The organism is Streptomyces sp. NPDC052910 (assembly GCF_055585605.1).
The window spans coordinates 1-18,884 of record NZ_JBVJJR010000017.1; the positions used below are offsets into that span (position 1 = coordinate 1).

Annotated in this window: 14 protein-coding genes and 1 pseudogene; 8 read left to right on the forward strand and 7 right to left on the reverse strand. The window is 67.8% G+C overall.

Features of this window, described 5'->3' with window-relative positions; all coding sequences use genetic code 11:
- The first annotated feature begins 94 nt into the window (after positions 1 to 94).
- A complete protein-coding gene (locus ACZ6X9_RS33015; RefSeq protein ID WP_469781730.1) occupies positions 95 to 1,105 on the forward strand; it encodes a hypothetical protein in 1,011 nt (336 codons plus the stop codon).
- A 16-nt stretch (positions 1,106 to 1,121) separates the two neighbouring features.
- Positions 1,122 to 1,616, forward strand: a complete 495-nt coding sequence (locus tag ACZ6X9_RS33020) for a hypothetical protein (RefSeq protein ID WP_469781731.1) — start codon at positions 1,122 to 1,124, stop codon at positions 1,614 to 1,616.
- A 5-nt stretch (positions 1,617 to 1,621) separates the two neighbouring features.
- Here ACZ6X9_RS33020 and ACZ6X9_RS33025 read toward each other — a convergent pair whose 3' ends face one another.
- Positions 1,622 to 2,140 (reverse strand): NUDIX hydrolase, encoded by a 519-nt coding sequence (locus ACZ6X9_RS33025; RefSeq protein WP_469781732.1) that lies wholly within the window; start codon positions 2,138 to 2,140, stop codon positions 1,622 to 1,624.
- Between the two features lie 238 nt (positions 2,141 to 2,378).
- Here ACZ6X9_RS33025 and ACZ6X9_RS33030 point away from each other — a divergent pair.
- The 5 genes and pseudogenes from ACZ6X9_RS33030 (at position 2,379) to ACZ6X9_RS33050 (ending at position 8,369) form a co-directional block, all read left to right on the forward strand.
- Positions 2,379 to 3,549, forward strand: a pseudogene (locus ACZ6X9_RS33030) (DNA cytosine methyltransferase).
- Positions 3,549 to 4,682 (forward strand): DnaB-like helicase N-terminal domain-containing protein, encoded by a 1,134-nt coding sequence (locus tag ACZ6X9_RS33035; RefSeq protein WP_469781733.1) that lies wholly within the window; start codon positions 3,549 to 3,551, stop codon positions 4,680 to 4,682. Before ACZ6X9_RS33030 ends, ACZ6X9_RS33035 begins: the two are co-directional and overlap by 1 nt.
- Before the next feature lie 392 nt (positions 4,683 to 5,074).
- Positions 5,075 to 5,533, forward strand: coding sequence for a DUF317 domain-containing protein (locus ACZ6X9_RS33040; protein WP_469781734.1), 459 nt, complete (start codon positions 5,075 to 5,077; stop codon positions 5,531 to 5,533).
- A gap of 381 nt (positions 5,534 to 5,914) precedes the next feature.
- A complete protein-coding gene (locus tag ACZ6X9_RS33045; RefSeq protein WP_469781735.1) occupies positions 5,915 to 6,991 on the forward strand; it encodes a hypothetical protein in 1,077 nt (358 codons plus the stop codon).
- Positions 6,992 to 7,319: 328 nt separating this feature from the next.
- Positions 7,320 to 8,369 (forward strand): hypothetical protein, encoded by a 1,050-nt coding sequence (locus ACZ6X9_RS33050; protein ID WP_469781736.1) that lies wholly within the window; start codon positions 7,320 to 7,322, stop codon positions 8,367 to 8,369.
- Positions 8,370 to 8,572: 203 nt separating this feature from the next.
- Here the strand turns inward: ACZ6X9_RS33050 and ACZ6X9_RS33055 are convergent, their stop codons facing one another.
- Positions 8,573 to 9,460, reverse strand: a complete 888-nt coding sequence (locus ACZ6X9_RS33055; protein WP_469781737.1) for a DUF5655 domain-containing protein — start codon at positions 9,458 to 9,460, stop codon at positions 8,573 to 8,575.
- A gap of 96 nt (positions 9,461 to 9,556) precedes the next feature.
- Here ACZ6X9_RS33055 and ACZ6X9_RS33060 point away from each other — a divergent pair, with 96 nt between their 5' ends.
- On the forward strand, positions 9,557 to 9,838 hold the full coding sequence (locus tag ACZ6X9_RS33060; protein WP_469781738.1) for a helix-turn-helix domain-containing protein: 282 nt from the start codon (positions 9,557 to 9,559) through the stop codon (positions 9,836 to 9,838).
- 234 nt (positions 9,839 to 10,072) lie between these two features.
- Here ACZ6X9_RS33060 and ACZ6X9_RS33065 read toward each other — a convergent pair whose 3' ends face one another.
- Genes ACZ6X9_RS33065 through ACZ6X9_RS33085 form a run of 5 tightly spaced genes read right to left on the reverse strand, consistent with a single transcriptional unit; the run spans position 10,073 to position 18,323 of the window.
- A complete protein-coding gene (locus tag ACZ6X9_RS33065) occupies positions 10,073 to 10,879 on the reverse strand; it encodes a colicin immunity domain-containing protein (RefSeq protein ID WP_469781739.1) in 807 nt (268 codons plus the stop codon).
- Positions 10,876 to 14,667, reverse strand: coding sequence for an RHS repeat-associated core domain-containing protein (locus ACZ6X9_RS33070; RefSeq protein WP_469781740.1), 3,792 nt, complete (start codon positions 14,665 to 14,667; stop codon positions 10,876 to 10,878). The genes ACZ6X9_RS33065 and ACZ6X9_RS33070 overlap by 4 nt, the downstream gene beginning before the upstream one ends.
- Positions 14,664 to 16,130 carry a PrsW family intramembrane metalloprotease gene (locus ACZ6X9_RS33075; RefSeq protein WP_469781741.1) on the reverse strand — a complete coding sequence of 489 codons (1,467 nt, stop codon included), beginning with the start codon at positions 16,128 to 16,130 and terminating at the stop codon, positions 14,664 to 14,666. Before ACZ6X9_RS33075 ends, ACZ6X9_RS33070 begins: the two co-directional genes overlap by 4 nt.
- A complete protein-coding gene (locus ACZ6X9_RS33080) occupies positions 16,127 to 16,462 on the reverse strand; it encodes a hypothetical protein (protein WP_469781742.1) in 336 nt (111 codons plus the stop codon). Before ACZ6X9_RS33080 ends, ACZ6X9_RS33075 begins: the two co-directional genes overlap by 4 nt.
- On the reverse strand, positions 16,455 to 18,323 hold the full coding sequence (locus ACZ6X9_RS33085) for a PQQ-binding-like beta-propeller repeat protein (protein WP_469781743.1): 1,869 nt from the start codon (positions 18,321 to 18,323) through the stop codon (positions 16,455 to 16,457). The genes ACZ6X9_RS33080 and ACZ6X9_RS33085 overlap by 8 nt, the downstream gene beginning before the upstream one ends.
- Positions 18,324 to 18,884: the final 561 nt, after the last annotated feature.

The following is an 18,884-nucleotide window of genomic DNA, read 5'->3' on the forward strand; positions in this document are numbered from 1 at the left end:
GTATCGGGGCAGGTGGCCAGGCAACGGATCCGAGTCCAGTCATGGCGGGCAACCTATCGCACGCCAGTGAAAGTGATCCGAAAGAGACGGCCTAGTGATCGTGGCGCTGTCCGGGATGCGCCAGAGCGAGTTGCGCGAGATGAACGTCGGCTGCCGCGTCCCACCCGTGGAAGCCGGGCCGGGGCTGGTGCGCTACAAGCTGGCCAGCCGCGTCGTCAAGGACAAGCCGCTGGGCGGCGTCGCGGACGAGTGGGTCGTGGTGAAGGAAGCGTACGACGCGGCCGGGGTCGCCGAACAGCTCCTCGGCGATGGCGCCGACATCGGCGACCCGCTGGTTACCGGTCCCTTGGATCGCACCCGTTTCACCACGTTCCGGAACTGGGTGAACGGACCCGCCGGCCAGCGACTGGGACTGGCACCCATCCCCGACGGCCCCCTCAGCGCACGGATGCTGCGGCGCACGCTCGCCCTGGAAATCGCCTACCGGCCCGGCGGCCTCCTGGCAGCAAAGGTGCAGCTCAAGCACCTGTCCGTGGTCACAACCGAGGGCTACGCGGCGCGTCCGGGCGGCGCTCAGGCCAAATTCCTGGCCGAAGTCAACGCGGAGGAGAACGAGCGCAACAAGGACCTCGTCCTGACCGAATTCCGACGCTACCAGCAAGGGCACCTCCCCGCGGGCCCCGGCGCTCGCGACCTGATCGACTTCTTCGCCGGCGTCGACGGGCGGCTCGCGCGCACGAGCGCCGAGGACTCCGTCGTTGTGGACAGCGATCAGCAGGTCCGCGACCTCCTGGCCTCCCGCGCCGAGGTCCTACACCTTGGGGTGGCCAACTACTGCTGGTTCACCGACCCGTCCAAGGCACTGTGCCTGAAGCTGGCCGGCACCCCCGAGGCGACGAAGCCCCTAGTGGGCATGTGTGATTCCTCGCGCTGTCCCCAGGCCACCCATCATCCCTGCCACCGGCCCGTCTGGGCCACCAGCGCCCAGACCAAGCAGGCGTTCATCGGTTCCATCGCCCGCCGACAGAAATCCGAAAAGGCCCGACTTCAGGCGGGCTTGGAGCGCGACCTTGCCGTCCTCGCCGCCATCGACGCCACCACATGAAAGAGAAACAAGCCAGATGACCCGCATCAGCGCAGAGACCCGGGCCCGGAACGAGCAAGCCATACGCACCGCGATGGAACGCCTACTCAGCGGAGATGTGCCACCCGACGGCAGCACCGACCTGAAGACCCTCGCACGCATGGCCAAGGTGCCCCGCACAGGCTTCTACCCGAAGAAGAACCGCGACGGTACCCCACGGCCCGGGCCTTACCAGCATCTGGCCGAGGAGTTCGACCGTCGCCTGGAGACCCTTCACCAGGCCGGAGCGATCCCCGACCCGAAGGCCGCGCAGATCGAGCGGCTCAAGGAGGCCAACACCGCGCTCAAGAAGCGCCTGGAACTGCGCGAGGCCGAACTGGCCGAACTCCAGGAGTTCAAGCAGCTCGCGCTATCGCGGATCACCGCCCAGCACCTCGAGATCGAGCGTCTGCGCGAGCAGACCACAGCCAACCCGAACGTAGCCACGCTACCCCGACGGGAAAGCACCGGTGTCATGGGCTCGTGCAGCTAACACTACTAACGGCCACGTGGGTGCTCACCTGCGGCCGCCTTCACATGCGCGTATCGGCTGAACGCTTCGATGCTGTCCGGGGTGAACGGGTACCGCTCGATGAACCGCTGCAGTTCCGGCTCCGGCAACCAGTCATGCCACATCACCTCTTCGGGATCGGGCTTCGGCCTGGTGAGCAGCATGGCCTCATGGATGCCGAGCCAGTGCGGGCTGAGACCACTCCGGTTCAGGAACTTGAGGACGAATTGGACCGGAGCGTGAACGCCCAGTTCCTCAGCCAACTCCCGGCTGACCGCCTCCTCATAGGACTCGCCTACCGCGACCGCGCCGCCGACCATCAGTTCGTAGTGCCCCGGGAACCGAGTGAGGTGTTCGGACCGGCGATGGACAAGGACCCTCCCCGCCCGGTCACGGCACACCGTCGCCGCGATCCGATGCAACCAGCCCCGACGGACAGCCTCGGCCCGGCCTACCACCGTCAGCACCTGATCCAGTTCGTCCACACGCTCAATCAACTCGTCCACGCAAGCACCATCGCAGATCCCTCTGACATCGGTGCTTCTCCCGCTCCCCTACCTCCCGGAGGTGACCTTCATCACGCACGCCACTCATGTCCGCCGACGAAAGCAACACGGTGACAAGACCCGACACCACACCCCCAGCCGCCACTCAAAGCGACACGACGCCGAGGGACACAACCTCTACCGACAGAATGGCTGCGGTGGATGGTCGCACGCGCTGTCCCTGCTGGGCATACGGGACGTGGGGCTGGAATGGGATGCGTGGGCGTGCAAGACGCGAGCGACTGCGGGGCAGTTGACCCTTCGTACCGATGTGGCGCTGTACCCGGTCGCGCCCTTCGTCGGGAAGACGGTGGGGTTCATCGCGAGTCCGCCGTGTCAGGCGTGGTCGATGGCCGGCAAGCGCCTCGGCCTGGTCGACCAGCCCCTCGTTCACCAGGCCGTCGCCGACCTCTCCCAGGGGCCGCGACACCCGCACCGCACTGCTGAGCGCGTGCCGGGACGAGCGGTCCCTGCTGGCCGCCGAGCCCATGCGCTACCTCTACGCGCTCAACCTCGCCGGCGAGCCGGAATGGGTGGCGATGGAGGAGGTCCCGGACGTCCTGCCGCTGTGGAAGCAGTACGCCGCCATCCTGCGTAGCTGGGGCTTTTCCGTGTGGGCCGGGATCCTCAACGCGGCCGACTACGGCGTGCCGCAGACAAGGCGGCGGGCGATCCTGCTCGCCTCGCGCATTCGTGCCGCCGAACCGCCCGACCCGACGCACGCGAAGGTCGCCGAGCCACCCACGCTGTTCGGGCCCGGCCGGGCCCGGTGGGTGTCCATGGCGCAGGCCCTCGGCTGGGGCGCCACCGACCGCCCCGTCCCCACGGTGTGCGCCGGCGGCGGGCCGGGCGGAGGGCCCGAACCCTTCCCCTCCGGATCCCGCAAGGCACTCACCACCGCCCGCCACCAAGGCAGTTGCAAACCCCAGACTCGCGCCGCGGGTGGAAATGCACGGCCCGGCGCCCAAACCCCCGGACAGGCCGACAACCCGACTACCGCTTCCACCAGCACGGCCACCCCCTGGCGATGGGCATTGCGCAGCAACAACCAGGCGAACGCCACGGTGCGGCGGGCTGACGAGCCGGCCGGGACGCTGTTCTTCGGGCACCGCGCGAACGAGTGCGTATGGGTCGCCCAACCCGCTCCCGACCAGGACGGTGAGGCCGCGCCGGTTCCAGCGTCGATCCGGATCACCGCGGCCGAGGCGGGGAGACTGCAGACCTTCCCCGCCGACTATCCGTGGCAGGGGAACAAAGGTCAGCAGTTCTCCCAGATCGGCAACGCGGTCCCGCCCCGGCTCGCCGTGCACTTGCTCGCCCCGCACGTCGGCAAGACCGTCAGCCGCGACGACTTCACCCTGGCCGCCTGATGTCGCGCCCCGAACCACCGCACGAGGGAGCCGGCCTGGAGGGGCCGGTGCCCTCGCCGGCCGTGCACTATGCCGAGCAGGCCCTGCTCGGCTCGCTGCTCCTCGACCCGCACCGCCTCCAGGCCGTCACCGCTCTCACGCCCGAGCACTTCGGCGATCCCGCCCACAGTGCCCTCTTCGCGGCCATGCACACCGTGCCGGCTCCCGCAGCCGAGATCCACCACAAGGAGCCGGCTTGGCTCAACGCCGTCCTGGCGGCAGCGCGCCCCGAAGCCGTCGGGCTGTGTGCGTCCTATCTGCACACATTGGTCGATACCTGTCCCCGGCCCCAGCACGCGGCGGCGTACGCGCGGATGGTCCTCGCCGATCACGCCCGCCGGACCCTGCGCATGCACGCGCAGCGCCTGGCCCAGGCAACCACCGACACCACCGGGCCCAACCCGGTCGCCACCGTCCTCGCCGAAGCCGACTCGCTGACCCGTTTCCTAGACGACCTCGCCGGCCGCTTCCCCCCGCACCCCGGCTCCCTCCCCCGCACCCCGCTGCCCCCGCAACCACGACGTGACGGTGGTGAGGAGGCGCTGTCCGAAGAACGGCTGCTGATGGCCGCCGCCACCGCGCACCCGGACAAGCTTGCGACCATGCGGTGGCTGCAGGCCGACGACTTCACCCTGCCCCTGCACGGCGCCCTCTTCCGCGGCCTGACAGCCCTGGCCCACCGGGGTGATCCCGTCGATCCGGTCACGGTGCTCTGGGAGGCCCAGCACCGCGGCCTGCTCACCGCCGACCTCACACCGGCCCACCTCATGGCCCTGGTGTCGACCCCGGTCGGCTCGCCGGAACACTGGGGCGAGCGCATCCTTCGACGTGCCCTGCTCGCGCACACCCACCTCGCCGCCCTGCGGATCCAGGCGTTCACGGACGATCCGACCAACAGCCCCCACCAGCTCATCACCGGCAGCCGCCGCACCCTCGCCGAGCTGACTGCCATCCGGACTCGTTGGCAACGCGCCATCACACCCCCACCGCCACCGACCCGACCTCTCACGCCTCCTGCACCGACAGCCGCCCGGGCCGGACCACCCCGCGTCACCCGCCCTCCCGCATCCCCCACGCAGCGCATCACCCGATAACCCCACACCCTCGGCCGGCACCCGTCCGTCCGGGCCTCGCGAATCGAGCCCACTTGCCCGACCCCACCCTTCAAGCCCGCGTCCGGCTCGGCCGACACCCCGAACACCCCAGCGCCGTGACCGCCACCACCACGGCATCGACACCTACACGGCCTGCGCCGTGCTCAGCGTCTACGGCTTCCGCCCCACCAGCGAACAGACGATGATCCTGGCCCGTATCGACCACGAGGAGCCCTATTACGCCAACCAGGCTGCCCGCGCCCTACGGGAAACAGGCATCGCCGTCGAGGTCACGCCCAGCCTGCAGGAGGACATCGACACCGAATGGACCTGGACCGACTACCCCATGCTCTGGCTGAACCACAGCCACCGCCTCCACGCCGACCGCGATCGTGAGCGCCCTTCTCGACGCGGTAGCCACCGAGAACGCATGGGGCCGCGGCCTCTCCCTCAGCACCACGGAGACCGCCATCACCGAGGCGACCAGTCCGCTCACCGACGCCGGGTGGAAGCACACCATCGACGGGCGCTGCATCACCTGGGAGGCCCCCGGCGCCCAGGAAGGCGGCATACAGTTCGATGCCTTCGCCGCCCAGAAAGCCGACAGTTCTCTTCCCACATGGACCATCTGGGGCGGCCACGCCGTCCACCAGCCGACCTGGGCGCTCCAACTGTCCCCGAGCGCTCCGGCAGTCCTGGTGCAGGAGATCGCCTTTGAAATGGCCGAGGGCCAGGGCACCCGCCTCGCACGCCCTACAGCGCCTGACGGTCCGGCGCTCCGCGCCACGCCAGCACCCGCTCCGGTGGCAGCGTCTCCCCCGGCCACGCCGCTTCCCGGGCGAAGCCGGTGAGCCCCTGCCCTGCAGATGACCACGGTCTGGGTGTGCCTCGGCGCCCTGGCCACCGCACGAAGCCTGGCTGGACAGGCGAGGAACAACTACCCAAGCTGAGGCTGCTTCTCAACCGCTGCTTACCCCATGTCGCGCCACGATGACGCTCCCACTGGGTACTGCGCCAACTGTGTGATGTTGATGTGGCTTCTCGGCTCTCTGACCCCAGTCACGCACCTCGCAGCACTAAGGTGTCCATGCGGCACGACCACCGCTCCCCGGAGACCCTTCGGCCTAATACTCCAAGCTCGGGTGAACCGGTCAAGCACCAAACGGAACTGTACGGATTCGCATCGGATCTCGACCTGTCAGACGCCCTAGGCCGAGGCGTTCAGGAGAGCCATGCCTGCTGAAGAACACTGTGTTCAGTCCGTTGCCCTGCGTCGTCGCCAATACACCGGCGAGACATACCAGCAGGCTCGTCGAGCCGTCGAACGGCTGACCACTGGCGCGCCACCAATCCCAGCTCCACAAAGCCCTACCCAAGAGCAACTAGAGGCAAGGGTGTTCCTCAAGCTTCTGGAACACCGCAACCTCTACACCCGGTACCCCCTGGGAATTGAGGCGGTCCAGCCCGCACCGGACGGGATCACACTCCGCGTGGAGAGCGTAGAGCGGGCTTCTGAGATCCTCTTCGCCCTTCTCCCTGCCCATGCCCCTGGCGAAGAAGTGCACGGGGTGCCTGGGCTCCGCATCGTCAAGCGGCTGCACTCCGCGATCGACCTGCAGGTGCTGGATCAGCCCGCGCGGCTTCGGCTGCGCGGTCTGCCGTCCTCACTGTGGCATCGCGCAGAACAGATCATGCTCACCAACTGGATCGATCCAGATGCCATGCAGCTCTGTTGGCGTACCGCGCCCAAGACGTGGACCCAAGCCGAGCGTGAGCACATGACCATGTGGGAAGACGATTCTGATCCGTTCATTCGGAGGTGTCTGCGCGGGGGCTGGCTAGGCAGCGCGCTCTTGCGCCGTGTAGCCGTGCTCCACACTGTGGCTAACACCTACTTCGTCGATGGCTACCGCGGATCGGGGCTCGATGCGATGAGATGGGTCATGCGGTCCTCGCACGCCCCTCAGTACGGACCGGGTGCCCAACATCTCGTCGCCGCACTCCTTTACCCCGATTACGGCGTGCCACTGCGGCTGATCAGATTCCGTGGCGACACCGACGAAAGCTACGGCAGCGACCAGCATTTCGTACTCGAAGACTCCGGCAAGACCGCCAGAGTCGAGCTGCGCACTTCCACCGAGAGGCCATCTAAGTCTCTCAGCCCCGAACTGTGGAAGTCGATTCTCCGAAGGATTCCCACTGCCTCCCGAGCCGATGGGCTGCCGCATCCTGTCACGCTCACCCTCGGGGGCACTGGGGATTCTCGGAGGGCCAACGTCAGCCCTGTATCACCTGCGGCACACCCGTAAGTCCGCGCAGCGTTCCTGCTGGCAGCAGAAATCGACGGGGCACAGTCTTTGCTTCGTTCATTCTCGCCCAGCCCCTCTGAACGATCACCCACCCACGAGGGAGACGAGATCGGCTGTTCGGGTGAACCATCGGCATGGACACGGACCGATTCTCGGCGGCCCGCCTAACATTCGGCGTAGGGCTTGGCGAGGCCCTACTTGCGCAGTGGCAACCCGACGGGGCACTGTGCGACGAGCCAACTCGGCTGGTGTCGCGTGTCGGTTCAGTTTGTGCCTCACGGAAGCGCACCGCGCGACCTGGGTCGGGACGGGAACGCGGAGCGGGAAAATGACCGTGAAACGCACCCGTCTCGAACGCCGGGCCGAGAAACTCCAGGTGGCTACCGGACTAGCATGGGCGGAAGCCCTGAAGCGTGCCAGGAAGCTGGCTCCCACCGCACCCCTGATTCCCGAAGCTCAGCCAGAACAGGCGCTTCTCGAAGCGTACTTCCTGGAACAGCGCGCCTGGCCACTCATCTCCACACGAAATCCGTGGGGCATCTGCTCCACGGATCCTCGGCCGGATTCCCTGGTCCTCACCTTCGAGGACGAAGACGTCAATCGCGAATTCGCCGGCGAATCGATGGCCAGGGAACTGGTCCGCCTGCTGCCTCACATCTCTGAAGGCGAGTTGAGGGGCATTCCAGGAGCCCGCTTCTTCATCGAGGACGGCGCCGTCGTCCTGCGCAGAGTCGATCTTGCGGGCTCCATCATTCTGGCCGGCGTCGACGTCGAGGACTGGCTCACTGCCCTCGAACTCCAGACGCGCGACTACGACTCGGACGGCACTGCCCTGTGCCAGGACAAAGCCCCCGATCAGTGGCACAACAGCGAAAAGCCCTACTGCAGCACGAAAGCCCACACAGTCCACGCCCGCCGCAACCGCCTGCTCAGCGCCTCATCCTGGATGGCCAGCGGCATGCTCCGCCGCGCGCCACTCCTGCGGACGATCGGCATCCCTCTGAGCACCACCGCCTGGAGCAACCTGGACCGGGACCGCGGAGGCCACGAGTGGATCGTCGACTACATCCACGAACCGCTGGTCCAAGCGCCGTATCATCACCAAGACTTCATCAGCCTGCTGACCGACCCGGAATGCGGACTGCCGATCACGGTGACGGACCTGGACTGCGGATGTCGCCTCCCCGCCGGCTACGGCTATGGATGCCGGGTCTATGCGCACAGCGCCACCGGCCGCCCCGGCTGTCTGCAGGTGCGTTTCTCCCGCCGCGTCGGCAGCAGGGCTCGGCGCTTCGCCGATGACCGGGACGACTACGAGGCGCGGCGGCGGCTGTACCGGCGACTGCCGGCGCGTCTGACGAACAACACGCCTCGCTGACTCCACAGGCGGTTGCGGTCCGCAGGCAGAGTGGAGCATTCGGCGGCTTTTACCACGGGATCCCCGGTTAGCGAAACCGGGGATCCTCCGCACCATTAGTGGTCCACCGCCATTCCCTTCCCGTCGCTTCGAAAGGCAGCACCACGACGACAACAGCCCCCAACTCCACCCCCCGTTGGGGCCAACACCTCGGCGAGAGGTCTCTATGCCGCGGCGTAGCTGAGGCGGAGAAGGTCTCCAGCGCGCTCCAGGTCCCGCTCCGTACGCACTTGCAGTTCCAGGTCCCCCGTGCCGTGGTGACCGAGCCCCGTCACGTCCCGGGTGAAGCCGGGGACGAGGTCGACGTCCTTCGGGTCGGCCTTGAGGTAGACGAGGATCTTGGTCTGCTGCGGCGGACAGACGCTGGCGAAGTTCCGCAGCCGTCGGTAGGCGCGGTACTGCTTGCGCTGCACCCGCGTGACACCGTCCCCAAGCCCGACAAGGACTTCATCGACCGCCTCGGCCAGCTCGGCCATCGCACCGTCCTGCTTCCGGCCCGGCGGCGCCCCGGCCGCACCACGGCGGACCCGCTTGGCCGGTGCCGAGTGCCCCATGACGGAGGCCCCGGTCTCAAGGCCGAAGTGATCGCTGCCGAAGTACCGGTAACGGACCAGGTCGATCGAGCGTCGATGCTCGCGTACGGCATGTGCGTCGTAGCGGGTGAAGTCGCCGGCCACGCAAATCAGCCGGGGTGCGCTCCACAGGATCTGGCACGCAGCCGTGGCCCCGAGCCGCTCGCGGACCAAGTGCCGGAAGACGTCCTTGTGGTCCGTCAGCCAGGCCATGTAATAGAGGCCCTGGTTGATCACACCGGCGTCGGTGCCGCGCTTGTACTCGACGATCACCGGAGCCCCGTTCTCGTCAATTCCCAGCGAATCGATCCGCCCGCCACCGGCACAGTCGATGACGAACTCGCTCGCCAGGAACCTGACCCCCAGCATCGTCTCCATGTGCGCCTCGACGACGTCCTGCACATCCGCCTCGACCACAGCCAGACGCGGCTTGACCTCACTCACGCCGCCCGCCGTGTTGAACAGCTTCAGGCTCACCACTCCCCCTCCGTGATCACGTTGCCAGAGAGGAACGTCACAGAGTTCGGGGATATTTCCGCGGCCGAAGCCGTCTTGAAAGGAACCGAAGAGTCACCCATGCACAGCCAGAACAACGTGACATCGGATACGGACGCCCAGCACAGCCCCGCGCGGATCCGCGCCACCTGGGGCGGAACCGGCAGCATCGAGGACGCTTCCCGGGCCTTCGGGTTCTCCAGGGCGAAGGGCTACGACCTGGCTCGCCGCGGGGAGTTCCCGTGCCGAGTGCTGCGCATCGGCCGCAGCACACGTGTCGTCACTGCGTCCTTGCTCCGGGTACTCGAGAGCGGAGAGCCTGAGTACAACGGCACCAGCACCGAACATTGCGCCCAGTCGTAGTCCGCGACGTCCCCGCCGGACCGTTCCAGTGGGGGCGTCGTCTCACCAGCCATCACAGGCGCCTCACCAACTGCACGGGCTCCCCTGACCTGGCCTTCAACGCCTCTCCTGGACTAGCTGGACGCCCCCCGGACGCTTTACAACTTACACAACCTCGCCTTCGCCGACTGACCTGAACCAGAAATTGCAACAGCCTTGCCGTTACAGCACAGTTACCGGGTTGCGAAAAAATCTTTAGTCGAGTTGGGCCAGGGCGTTGCGCACCACCGACTTCAGTTGCTCGTCGGTGAGGTCGCCGGGTTCCTGGAGGGCCGGGTCGATCGAGTAGTTGTCCAGGGCGTAGAAGATCTCGGCCAAGGTGTTTTCCAGGGGTTCACGCAGCCGCTCGCTCGCGATAAGGGAGCGTCGTCGGGCGGATAGCCAAGCCATAGCGAAACCAGGTCCGTTGAGGTCTCCGGAGGCAAAGGCTTCCATGAGTGCCAGCTGCTCTGCCGTGGCCGAGCCAGCGAGCACGTCGTCCTTCTTCGCCCAGGCCCGCTGGCGGAGCGGGAACAGCTTTGCGGCCTCGGCGACTTCAGGCCGCTTGGCGCCGATCCGCTTGGCATAGCGCTGGAAGTTGGCGCGAGCCTGCTCCACGCCTTCGGACAAACTGTACTGGAGAAATTCTCCGCCTCCACCGATCACGGCGTAGAGGTGACCGGTTACCAGCAGGGCCCCGGACAGATCAGGGAGGGCCGCCACAAAGGGTTCGCCGGGCCATGTCAGCTGAGCCAGCAGGGACTCCTGGCTCGACGGGATCCGGAGTGCAGGTTCTGAGCCGTGCTTGCCTGCCAAGCGTGCGGCAATGATGTAGCCATGGCCGGTGCGGCGCGCACCTGTGCTCAAGCGCCTGGCCAGTTGAGTGCCCATGCCGGTACCGGAGGCAAGTGGGGCGCTCTCTTTCTCGCCCGCCGCGAGCCATTCGGGCCTGAAGGAGCAGCCATTGAGGAGCTCGGCGGAGAGCTGTGTACCGGTGAGGGGGTCCCGTTTCGGGTCTGTCACCACAGGAATCCCCTGTCCACGATGTCGGTGAACTGTTTATCACTGATGGTCCACCCTGACCAGAACCTGCCGTCTGAGTGCAGCATGACCATGGTGCGTGTCTGCGGGTCGATGAACCCCACCGCCTGTCCCTGACCGTGGTAGTTGTACCGGTAGATCTTGGTGTTCGGTGCCGTCATATGCTGGCGCATCGACTGCTCAAAGGCTTTGAGACTGGCGTTGTTCATGTTACCGGGATTGTCGAGGAATTCGGACGCGTGCGCATGGTACTTCTTGGACATCGTTTTTTTGCTGGAGAAGTCTGCTTTCTGTTCCCAGCCCTCCTTGGCGCATGACGCGATCCCCAGCGGGTCGGTCCAGGTATGGGGGTTGTGGACGTAGGCGAAGGGGTTGGGGTCGGGGGCGAGTCCCAGAGGGTCGGGTGAGGTGTAGCGCCCCGTCTCGGGGTCGTAGTGCCGATGGAAGTTGTAGTGCAGCCCCGTCTCCGGGTCGAAGTACTGCCCCGGAAAGCGCAGCGGAGTGTAGGCCGTACTGTCTCTGGACCAGGCTGTGATGCCCCAGAGGGTGGCGCGGGAGTGCCAGGCGGTGGTACCGGATTCGTCAATCAGTTGGGTCGGGGTGCCTACCAGGTCGGTGATGATGGCAAAGAAGCGCTGGTCGACCTGGTGCTGGGAGAGGGTGATGCGTTCGGTCTGGGCGACGGGGCGCAGGCCGTCGTGATCCCAGGTGAGGGTGACGGGGTTGCCGGGTCCGGCGGGGGTGGTGGTCTGTTCGGCGAGGGTGAGGCCGTCCCAGGTGAAGTCGGTGCGCTCGGCCAATTCGCCTACGGCGTTGAGGCGTTGCTTGGCGACGCGGCGGCCCAGGGGGTCGTAGAGGTAGTGCCAGCGGGTGCCGTCGGGGGTGGTGACGGAGGTCAGGCGGTCCTCGGCGTCCCAGGTGTAGTGCCAGGTGTCCGGTTTGCGGGACAGGTAGGTCTTCTGGCGGAGGGTGACGCGGCCCTGGGCATCGTGTTCGTAGCGGACGGCGCCGGCGAGGGATATTCGGGTGCCGGCATAGACGCGGGGGCCGTGGGCTTCCGAGCCGGGGTGGTGGGACGGCCAGTCAGCTTCGGCCTGATTGCCGGCTGGGTCGTAGGCGTAGTGCTCGGTCCAGTTGGCAGCGTGGACGGCGGTGACGCGGCCGGCCACGTCTAGGTCGAAGGTGCGGGTACCGGTGGTTGAGTCGGTGAGGGTGGTGAGATAGCCGTCGCGGTGGTAGCTATGGGACCGCTGGTGCAGGGTGTGGGTGGGGTCCGTCAGGGTGTGGGTGGTGAGGCTGCCGGTAGGGCCCCAGGTCTGGGTGAGCATGAGGCCCTGGCCAAAATGGCGGGCGGTCTCCCGCCCCATGGCGTCGCGTTCCAGGGTGAAGGTGTGGCCGGAGGCGGTGAGGGAGGTGGCCCGCCCTGCGGGGTCGTAGGTCCAGGCGCTCAGCGCACCGGTGGGGGTGGTGCGGCTGGTGCAGTGGCCGAGAGCGTTGTAAGTGTAGTTGGCGGTGCGGCCGTTGACGGCTTCGGAGGTGATACGACCGAGGGCGTCATGGTGGCGGGTCAGGGTGACGTCGGGAGTGGCCGCCCGGTGAAGATTGCCGAAGGCGTCGTGGGTGTAGTTGGTAAGGACGCCGTCGGCGTCCTTACTGGTGAGGCGGCCGAGCCGGTCGTACTGGTAGGTGACGCTCTGGCCGAGTGCGTTGGTGCGTCTGGTGAGTTGGCCCGCTGAGTCATGGCCGTATGTGAGGGTGCGGCCGTCGAAGTCGGTCTCGGAGTGCAGGCGCCCGGCGGAGTCGTAGTGGTAGGTCCAGGTCAGTCCCTGGGGGTTGGTGACCTGGCGGAGGCGAAGCTCGGTGTCATGGGTAAAGGTGTAGCAGGCACCGTCCGGGGCCGTCCGGGTTATCGGGGTGGCGAAGGGGCCGTAGGTGGTGGCGGTGAGGGCTCCCTCGGCGCTTTCGTGGGCGGTCTGGTTGCCCTCGGCGTCATAGTGCCAGCGCTCGACTGCTCCGTCGGGGTGGGTACGAGAGAAGAGTTGGCCGTTGGGGGTCCACTGCAGGATGGTGCGGTGGCCCAAGGGGTCGCGGAGTTCGGTGATTCGGCCAAAGGCATCGCGTAGGGCCTGGGTGGTGTGGCCCAGGGGGTCGGTGAGGGCGAGGGGGAGGCCGGCGAGGTTGGTGTGGATGCGCTGGACATGGCCGAGGGGATCAGTGATGGCGGTGTGGCGGCCCTGGGCGTCATAGCTGTGGGTGGTGCGGGCGCCCGTGGGGTCGGTTTCGGTGCGGAGGTTGCCCTGGGGGTCGTAGTCGTACTGCCAGGTCGTGCTGCCCGGTCCCGTCACCTTGGTGAGGAGGTGGAGTTCGTTGTAATGGAAGTGGAGGGAAACACCGTCGGGGCGCTCGATACGGGTGGGGTTGCCGTGGTCGTCGAGGGTGTAGCTGATGGTGCGGCCCAGTTCATCGGTGTGGGCGATGAGACGGCCGTAGCGGTCGGACTCGGTGAGCACGCTGTGGCCCAGCGGATCGACGGTCCGGGTGATGTGGTGGTGGCGGTCGTAGTGGTACTCGGTGCGCTCGCCCAGGGAATTGGTGACGATGGTGCACCGGCGCAGTGGGTGGTAGTCGAAGGCGGCCGAGAGATGGTCGCGGGGGCCGGTGCCCTGGACGACCCGGCCGGAGTCGTCGTAGCGGTACTCGTAGGTGAAGCCGTTGCGGTCGGTCCAGGAGGTGATCCGGTGGTGCTGGTCGTAGGCGTAGCGGAAGGGCACACCGGTGGGGTCGGTGACGGTGGTGAGCCGGCCGAGGTCGTCGTAGCCGAAGCGGCGGAGGACGGTGCCCTGGGGGTCGTCGGGTCCGTCCAGCAGCCGCAGACCGGTTATTCGGGGTCCGGCCGGGGTGGTGGCGGTGTCGACGGTCACCCGGTAGCCGGCGGAGTGCTCGACCTGTGCCGGTGCGTCCTCGTCGCGGTGGACGGTGATGCGGTGGCCGTTGCGGTCGGAGAGGGCGCTGATCAGGTGGATGGCGGGCTGGGCGGATGCGGTGAAGTGGCGGGTCAGGCCGAGTTGCGGGTCCTCGATGCGGATGGTGCCGTCGGAGTCCCAGTGCAGGGGCCAGCGGGCGCCCTCGGCCGGCAGGACGGACTGACCGGGCTGGGCGGGGTAGGGGTAGCGCAGGGTCTGGGCATCATCGCCGAAGTAGTGGACACCTTGGGCATCGAACTCCAGGCGCTGGTCGAGCGTTGAGGACCAGCCAGGGCCGTACAGCCGTCCGCCGGAGTAGCCGGAAGCGTAGGCGCGGCGCAGTAACAGAGGGAGCAGTCCGGGCAGTTCGATGTCGGTTGCATCGGTGATCATCTGGCCGGAGACCACGTCCACCGGGTCGCCGCCGGTTCGGCATCGCGCATTGCCGTCAGCGGCCTGGCCGGTGCCGACGACAGCGGGAGAGGGCGGTGCGGCGGCTGCCTGCGGGCTGGCCGCCAGTTCCGCCGGGTCGGGCACTCGGCCTCGGCTGATGCCCGCCGCGGCGGCGGCTGCCGCCGCCAGAGCTGCTCCGGCGGCGACCACGGCCGTGCCGGTGTGGGCCTGCTCGGCACAGGGGTCGGTGGCCGGAACGCCCGGGAAGACGGGGGGCTTGCCCGGACCACCGTCGTCATAGCTGACCTGGCCGCAGGGCGCGGCATAGGCGGCGGGAGCCGGAACGAACAGCCAGAGCGCGCAGAGCAGGCCGGCCACCGCGGCCGAGCGCAGCGTCACCTCGCGGGTTCTCATGACGCCGCCTGAAGGGGACGGCCGGCCGCAACGGCAGGACGGGGCTGGTGTTTGAGGCCGAGAACGTGTCGGCGCAGGGCCTGTTCGTCGGGGGCGAACGGGTCGTACTCGTCCCGGCTGCGGTGCCAGCGGGCCATGCCGAGCCGCAGCTGTGCGGCGTACAGGCGGCCCAACTGCCGGTAGGCGCCGAAACCCTGGTGGCGCAGGGCGTGCAGCCGGAGGTAGAAGCGGCGGGCCGGGCGCAGCAGCACCGGCACCTCGGCGGCGGTCACCGCCCCGTGGCCGGTGGCGGCCTCTGCGCGCAGTTCGACCGCCAGTGCTGCCGCCTGGTCACGCAACCCACGCCGGAGCAGGAGCAGGTAGAGCAGCACCAGTGGTCCCTGCAGGACCACGAAGCTGAGCGGGGTGAGCACCAGCAGATCCATGACGTGGCTAGGGGAGAACCAGTCCTCCTTGACCCGGCTGTAGTAGCTGATGAACACGTCGTTGGCGAAGTGCGCGGCCATGGCAATGCCGAATCCGCAGACGATGACGATGCGTCGGGAACGCCGGTCGGACAGCTGGCGGGCGATGCCGAAACCCGCGCCTATTACGGCGGTGAACGCCATGTGGGCGGTCAGCAGTCCCAGCGACTGGCGCAGGAAGTACTGGGTGGAGGCATCGGCGCCATGGTGTGCCGTCATGTACTGGGCGCTCTCGGTGAAATTGAAGCCCAGGCCGGCGGCGGCGCCCAGCACAATCCCGGAGACGATGTCGTCAATGTGCCTGCGCAGCAGCAGGAAGACGATGGCCATCCCGGCCCCCTTGCCCAGTTCCTCGAAGAGGCCGGCGTGCAACAGGCCCACGGCGACCACCTGGTCGTGGATCCGGGCCAGGTCGAGCGGCATCAGGTGATCCCGACCCGACAGAAGATAGTTGGAGGAGTAATCCAACCACCAATGGTTCATCGAGCCGCTGAAGCCAGTGCCCATCACCGCGCCCCAGCCCGCCATGGCCAGCAGCAGCCGCACCGGGAGGCGGGAGAAGCGCTGCATCCGGTGGACCAGCCAGAGCGCATAGGCGGTGCTGGGCAGACAGAGCAGGAGACTGGTCAGGCTGTGGGCGAAGGTGTCCAGTGTCCAGAAGGGATAGGGGAAGAAGAGCACCACGGCGGCGGCCGCCTGCCAGTGGGGGAAGTAGCGCCCGCCCCGGCGGCCGGTGAGGTACAGGCCCAGGGCCGCCGGGAGGCTGAGTACGTAGCACCAGAACGACACCCGGTACCAGGCGAAGGGAGGATCGGGCATTCCCTTCGGGGGCGGGTTGAACCAGCCCACCAGGGCATGGGCTTCCTCGAAGGGAAGGTGCGGGCGCAGCAGGTCGATGACCACCTGAAGGCCGTAGAGGGCGGAGAACAGGACCGCGATCAGCAGCACTCCGCGCATCCGGGGGTCGGAGGCCGGGGGCCGCGGGGGGAGTTGGCTCATGACGATCCTCCGGGCAGGCCCGGGAGGCCGGTCGGCAGGCTGGTGGGCAGGTCTTGGGGGAAGCCTGGCAGGTTGGTGGGCAAGTCCGTGGGGAGGCTTGGCAGACCGGTGGGCAGGCCCTTGGGGAGGCCGGTAGGCAGTCCCGAGGGCAGGCCGTGGGGTGCTGTCGGGAGTCCGGGAACGGTGGGCAGGTCGGGGTCCGGCTGCAGCCCGAAGTTCACCACCGCCGCGCCCACGGCCAGCACGGCGGAGGCCACCGCGCAGCCGAGCAGGAGCCGGTAGTGCGGGGCCCGTTGGTAGCCGGGCGGTTCCGGCGGCGTGGGGTCAGTCATGGCGCACCGCCGAGGGGAGGATGCCGAGGATCGTCTGGTCCGGCCGGTATGAGCCGGTGAACCCCACCGCGAGGTAGTCGCCCGCCAGCACGGCATAGGGAGTGTTGGAGCCCGTGGCCGCCGCGAAGACCTTGTCTTGGTCGGCGTTGAGCGGGGGGCCCTTCACCGCTTGACCGGCTCCGGTCACGGTGTACCGGGACCGCTGGTCCCCGCTGCTCGCCAGTACCTCCACGCCCGAGGATGTGGGGGCCAGCAGTGTCACCGAGGAGACTGCCGGCAGAGAGCTGCTCCAGCGCTGGAGGCCGGTGTTGAGGTCCACGGCCACCACGCCATCGCTGCGGCTGCCGCCCATGCTGTTGCCGCCCTTGAGGAGGTAGAGGGTGTCACCGTTCATCAGCAGGTTGACCGGGGCATGGGCGCCGCCGTAGAGATAGGCGACGGTGCCGGTGGCGACTCCGTTGGTAGCCACGCGGTGTAGGTCACCGGTGGCGGCGGACACGGTGAAGAGCCGGCCTGCCGGGTAGTCCGGGCCGCAACCGATCAGGAGATGGCTAGCGTTGGCGGTCATCATGCCGGAGATGGTCTTGTTGCTGATGGGGCCGCTGCAATCGATCGGCATTCTTACCGGCTGGGGAGCCGGGGTGTCGGTATCGCCAGGGAAGGAGAAGAGCATGGCATGGGAGACGCAGTTGGCAAGGGCATAGACCTTGTTCAGCACGGCCTGTGCGTGGCCACTGAGTTGGCATCCGCCTGGCAGCGCGTTTCCGTCGGCGTCGGCGGACCATCGCACCCGGCCGGTTCGTGCGTCGGCGATCAGCAGGCCGCTGCTGCCGTGCTCATGAGTCCTGGGTCCGGCGAAGGACGCGGTCACCACGCCGTCGCCGATGGATAGCGAGGCACCACCGGTCAGGTCCGGGAAGCCGGTCGATCCGCGGCCCACCAGGCTCACTGCCTGTGCCCAGCTGGTTTTGCCGGAGGCCAGGGAGATGGTCTGCAACTGGTCGCACTTCTCGATACCGGGCTTGGGGACGAACGTGCCGTAGCTGAATGCGCCGGCCCCATCGGGGGCGTTGTGGCTCATATTGCACAACATGCCGTTGTTCGGCGGTTTCCAGGACCAGAGTCTGTGCCCGGTGGCCGCGTTGTAGGCGGTCAGGCCGGATCTGGTGCCCAGCACTACGGAGGAGGCGGTCTTCCACAGGCCCACGAAAGCTCCGGTATCCCCCTCGGTCAGTGACCAAGTGAAGCCTCCCGCCCGGTGATGGGGGGAAGTGCCGGGACGGACGGAGGCGGATGGTGGGGAGCCGGCGGAGGAGTCGGTGGTCCAGTAGGCCAGGCCGACGGCGATACCGAGGATCGCGGCCAGCACTCCGGCGAGCAGGGCAGTGGGGCCGCGCCATCCTGGCATTCGACTGCCCGGTAGGCGAGTTGGAGGGTACGGGGGCGGGGCGGGCACAGCCGGGTGCTGCAGGCGCTGGAGCAGTTGTGGGGCGGTGGGCCGGGCGGCCTGGCGCGGGACCAGGCAGTCGAGGATCAAGGTGCGTAAAGCGGGGTCGGGTATGTCCGGCGGGTGTGGGCCCGGGTACGGCATGCCGGTTGCCGCGAAGTGCAAGACCGCGCCGAGGGCATGGATGTCCTCGGCTGCGCTGCTGCCGGTGGCCGGGGTACCGGCGCCGGTCAGCCGGGGGCCAGCCTGGGTCATCAGAATGCCGGCCGGTGTGCAGCCGCCGTGGGCGCCACCGGCAGCGTGCAAGGGCGCCAGTGCTGCGGCAAGCCGCACCGCCAACTTCCTTACGGCTTCGGGTGGGAGCGGGCCATCGCGGGCGATCAGCTGGTCCAGCGCCTCGTCGCCTGGTGACATCGTTAACCCTTCCCACAACAGTGCCGAACCGTCCCCGAGGTAGCGGCCGTCACTATAGAAAGACCAAGTGCTGACCATCAATGACTAAGGGGGGCAGGGCGGCTTGGACGTCCGGAACTCGACGTTTGAATTCGCAGACGGGTGACCGTACCCGTCTCCAGGTTGATGCCCCCGTTCGCTGGAACACACCCGGAACGTACGGGGCCCAAACGGAATCGCTTCTTCGGGTCGGGGCGCAAGGACCGCGGGGGCACCAACGCGCTGAGCTTCTTTCATCCTGAATAGCCTCAAGTCGGGGGAATGTGGATGCAGCGCGCCCGCGCGCACGCAAACCCCCGCTGCCGGGATACGTTCTCAATGCGGCGTCTTCAGTCACCACCTCGTCCCTCGCGTCTCGTTGAGAACGGTGATCCGAAGCACAGCAAGATCACGCCGAACGTCGCGGAGCAGGCAGTCTTCGGACGCTGGAACCCCATCCAGCACCCCTTGGGTTCTAGTGGTAGTCGCAACACCCCAGCTCAGGGGGTGCGATGGACGTCGAGACATGAGGCCCTGACCTGG

Excerpts from the sequence above, each read along its gene's own strand:
- ACZ6X9_RS33075 (WP_469781741.1), bottom strand. The coding sequence starts at position 16,130 with ATGAGCCAACTCCCCCCGCGGCCCCCGGCCTCCGACCCCCGGATGCGC.
- ACZ6X9_RS33035 (WP_469781733.1), top strand. The coding sequence starts at position 3,549 with ATGTCGCGCCCCGAACCACCGCACGAGGGAGCCGGCCTGGAGGGGCCG.
- ACZ6X9_RS33020 (WP_469781731.1), top strand. The coding sequence starts at position 1,122 with ATGACCCGCATCAGCGCAGAGACCCGGGCCCGGAACGAGCAAGCCATA.
- ACZ6X9_RS33080 (WP_469781742.1), bottom strand. The coding sequence starts at position 16,462 with ATGACTGACCCCACGCCGCCGGAACCGCCCGGCTACCAACGGGCCCCG.
- ACZ6X9_RS33050 (WP_469781736.1), top strand. The coding sequence starts at position 7,320 with ATGACCGTGAAACGCACCCGTCTCGAACGCCGGGCCGAGAAACTCCAG.
- ACZ6X9_RS33070 (WP_469781740.1), bottom strand. The coding sequence starts at position 14,667 with ATGAGAACCCGCGAGGTGACGCTGCGCTCGGCCGCGGTGGCCGGCCTG.
- ACZ6X9_RS33045 (WP_469781735.1), top strand. The coding sequence starts at position 5,915 with ATGCCTGCTGAAGAACACTGTGTTCAGTCCGTTGCCCTGCGTCGTCGC.
- ACZ6X9_RS33060 (WP_469781738.1), top strand. The coding sequence starts at position 9,557 with ATGCACAGCCAGAACAACGTGACATCGGATACGGACGCCCAGCACAGC.
- ACZ6X9_RS33085 (WP_469781743.1), bottom strand. The coding sequence starts at position 18,323 with ATGTCACCAGGCGACGAGGCGCTGGACCAGCTGATCGCCCGCGATGGC.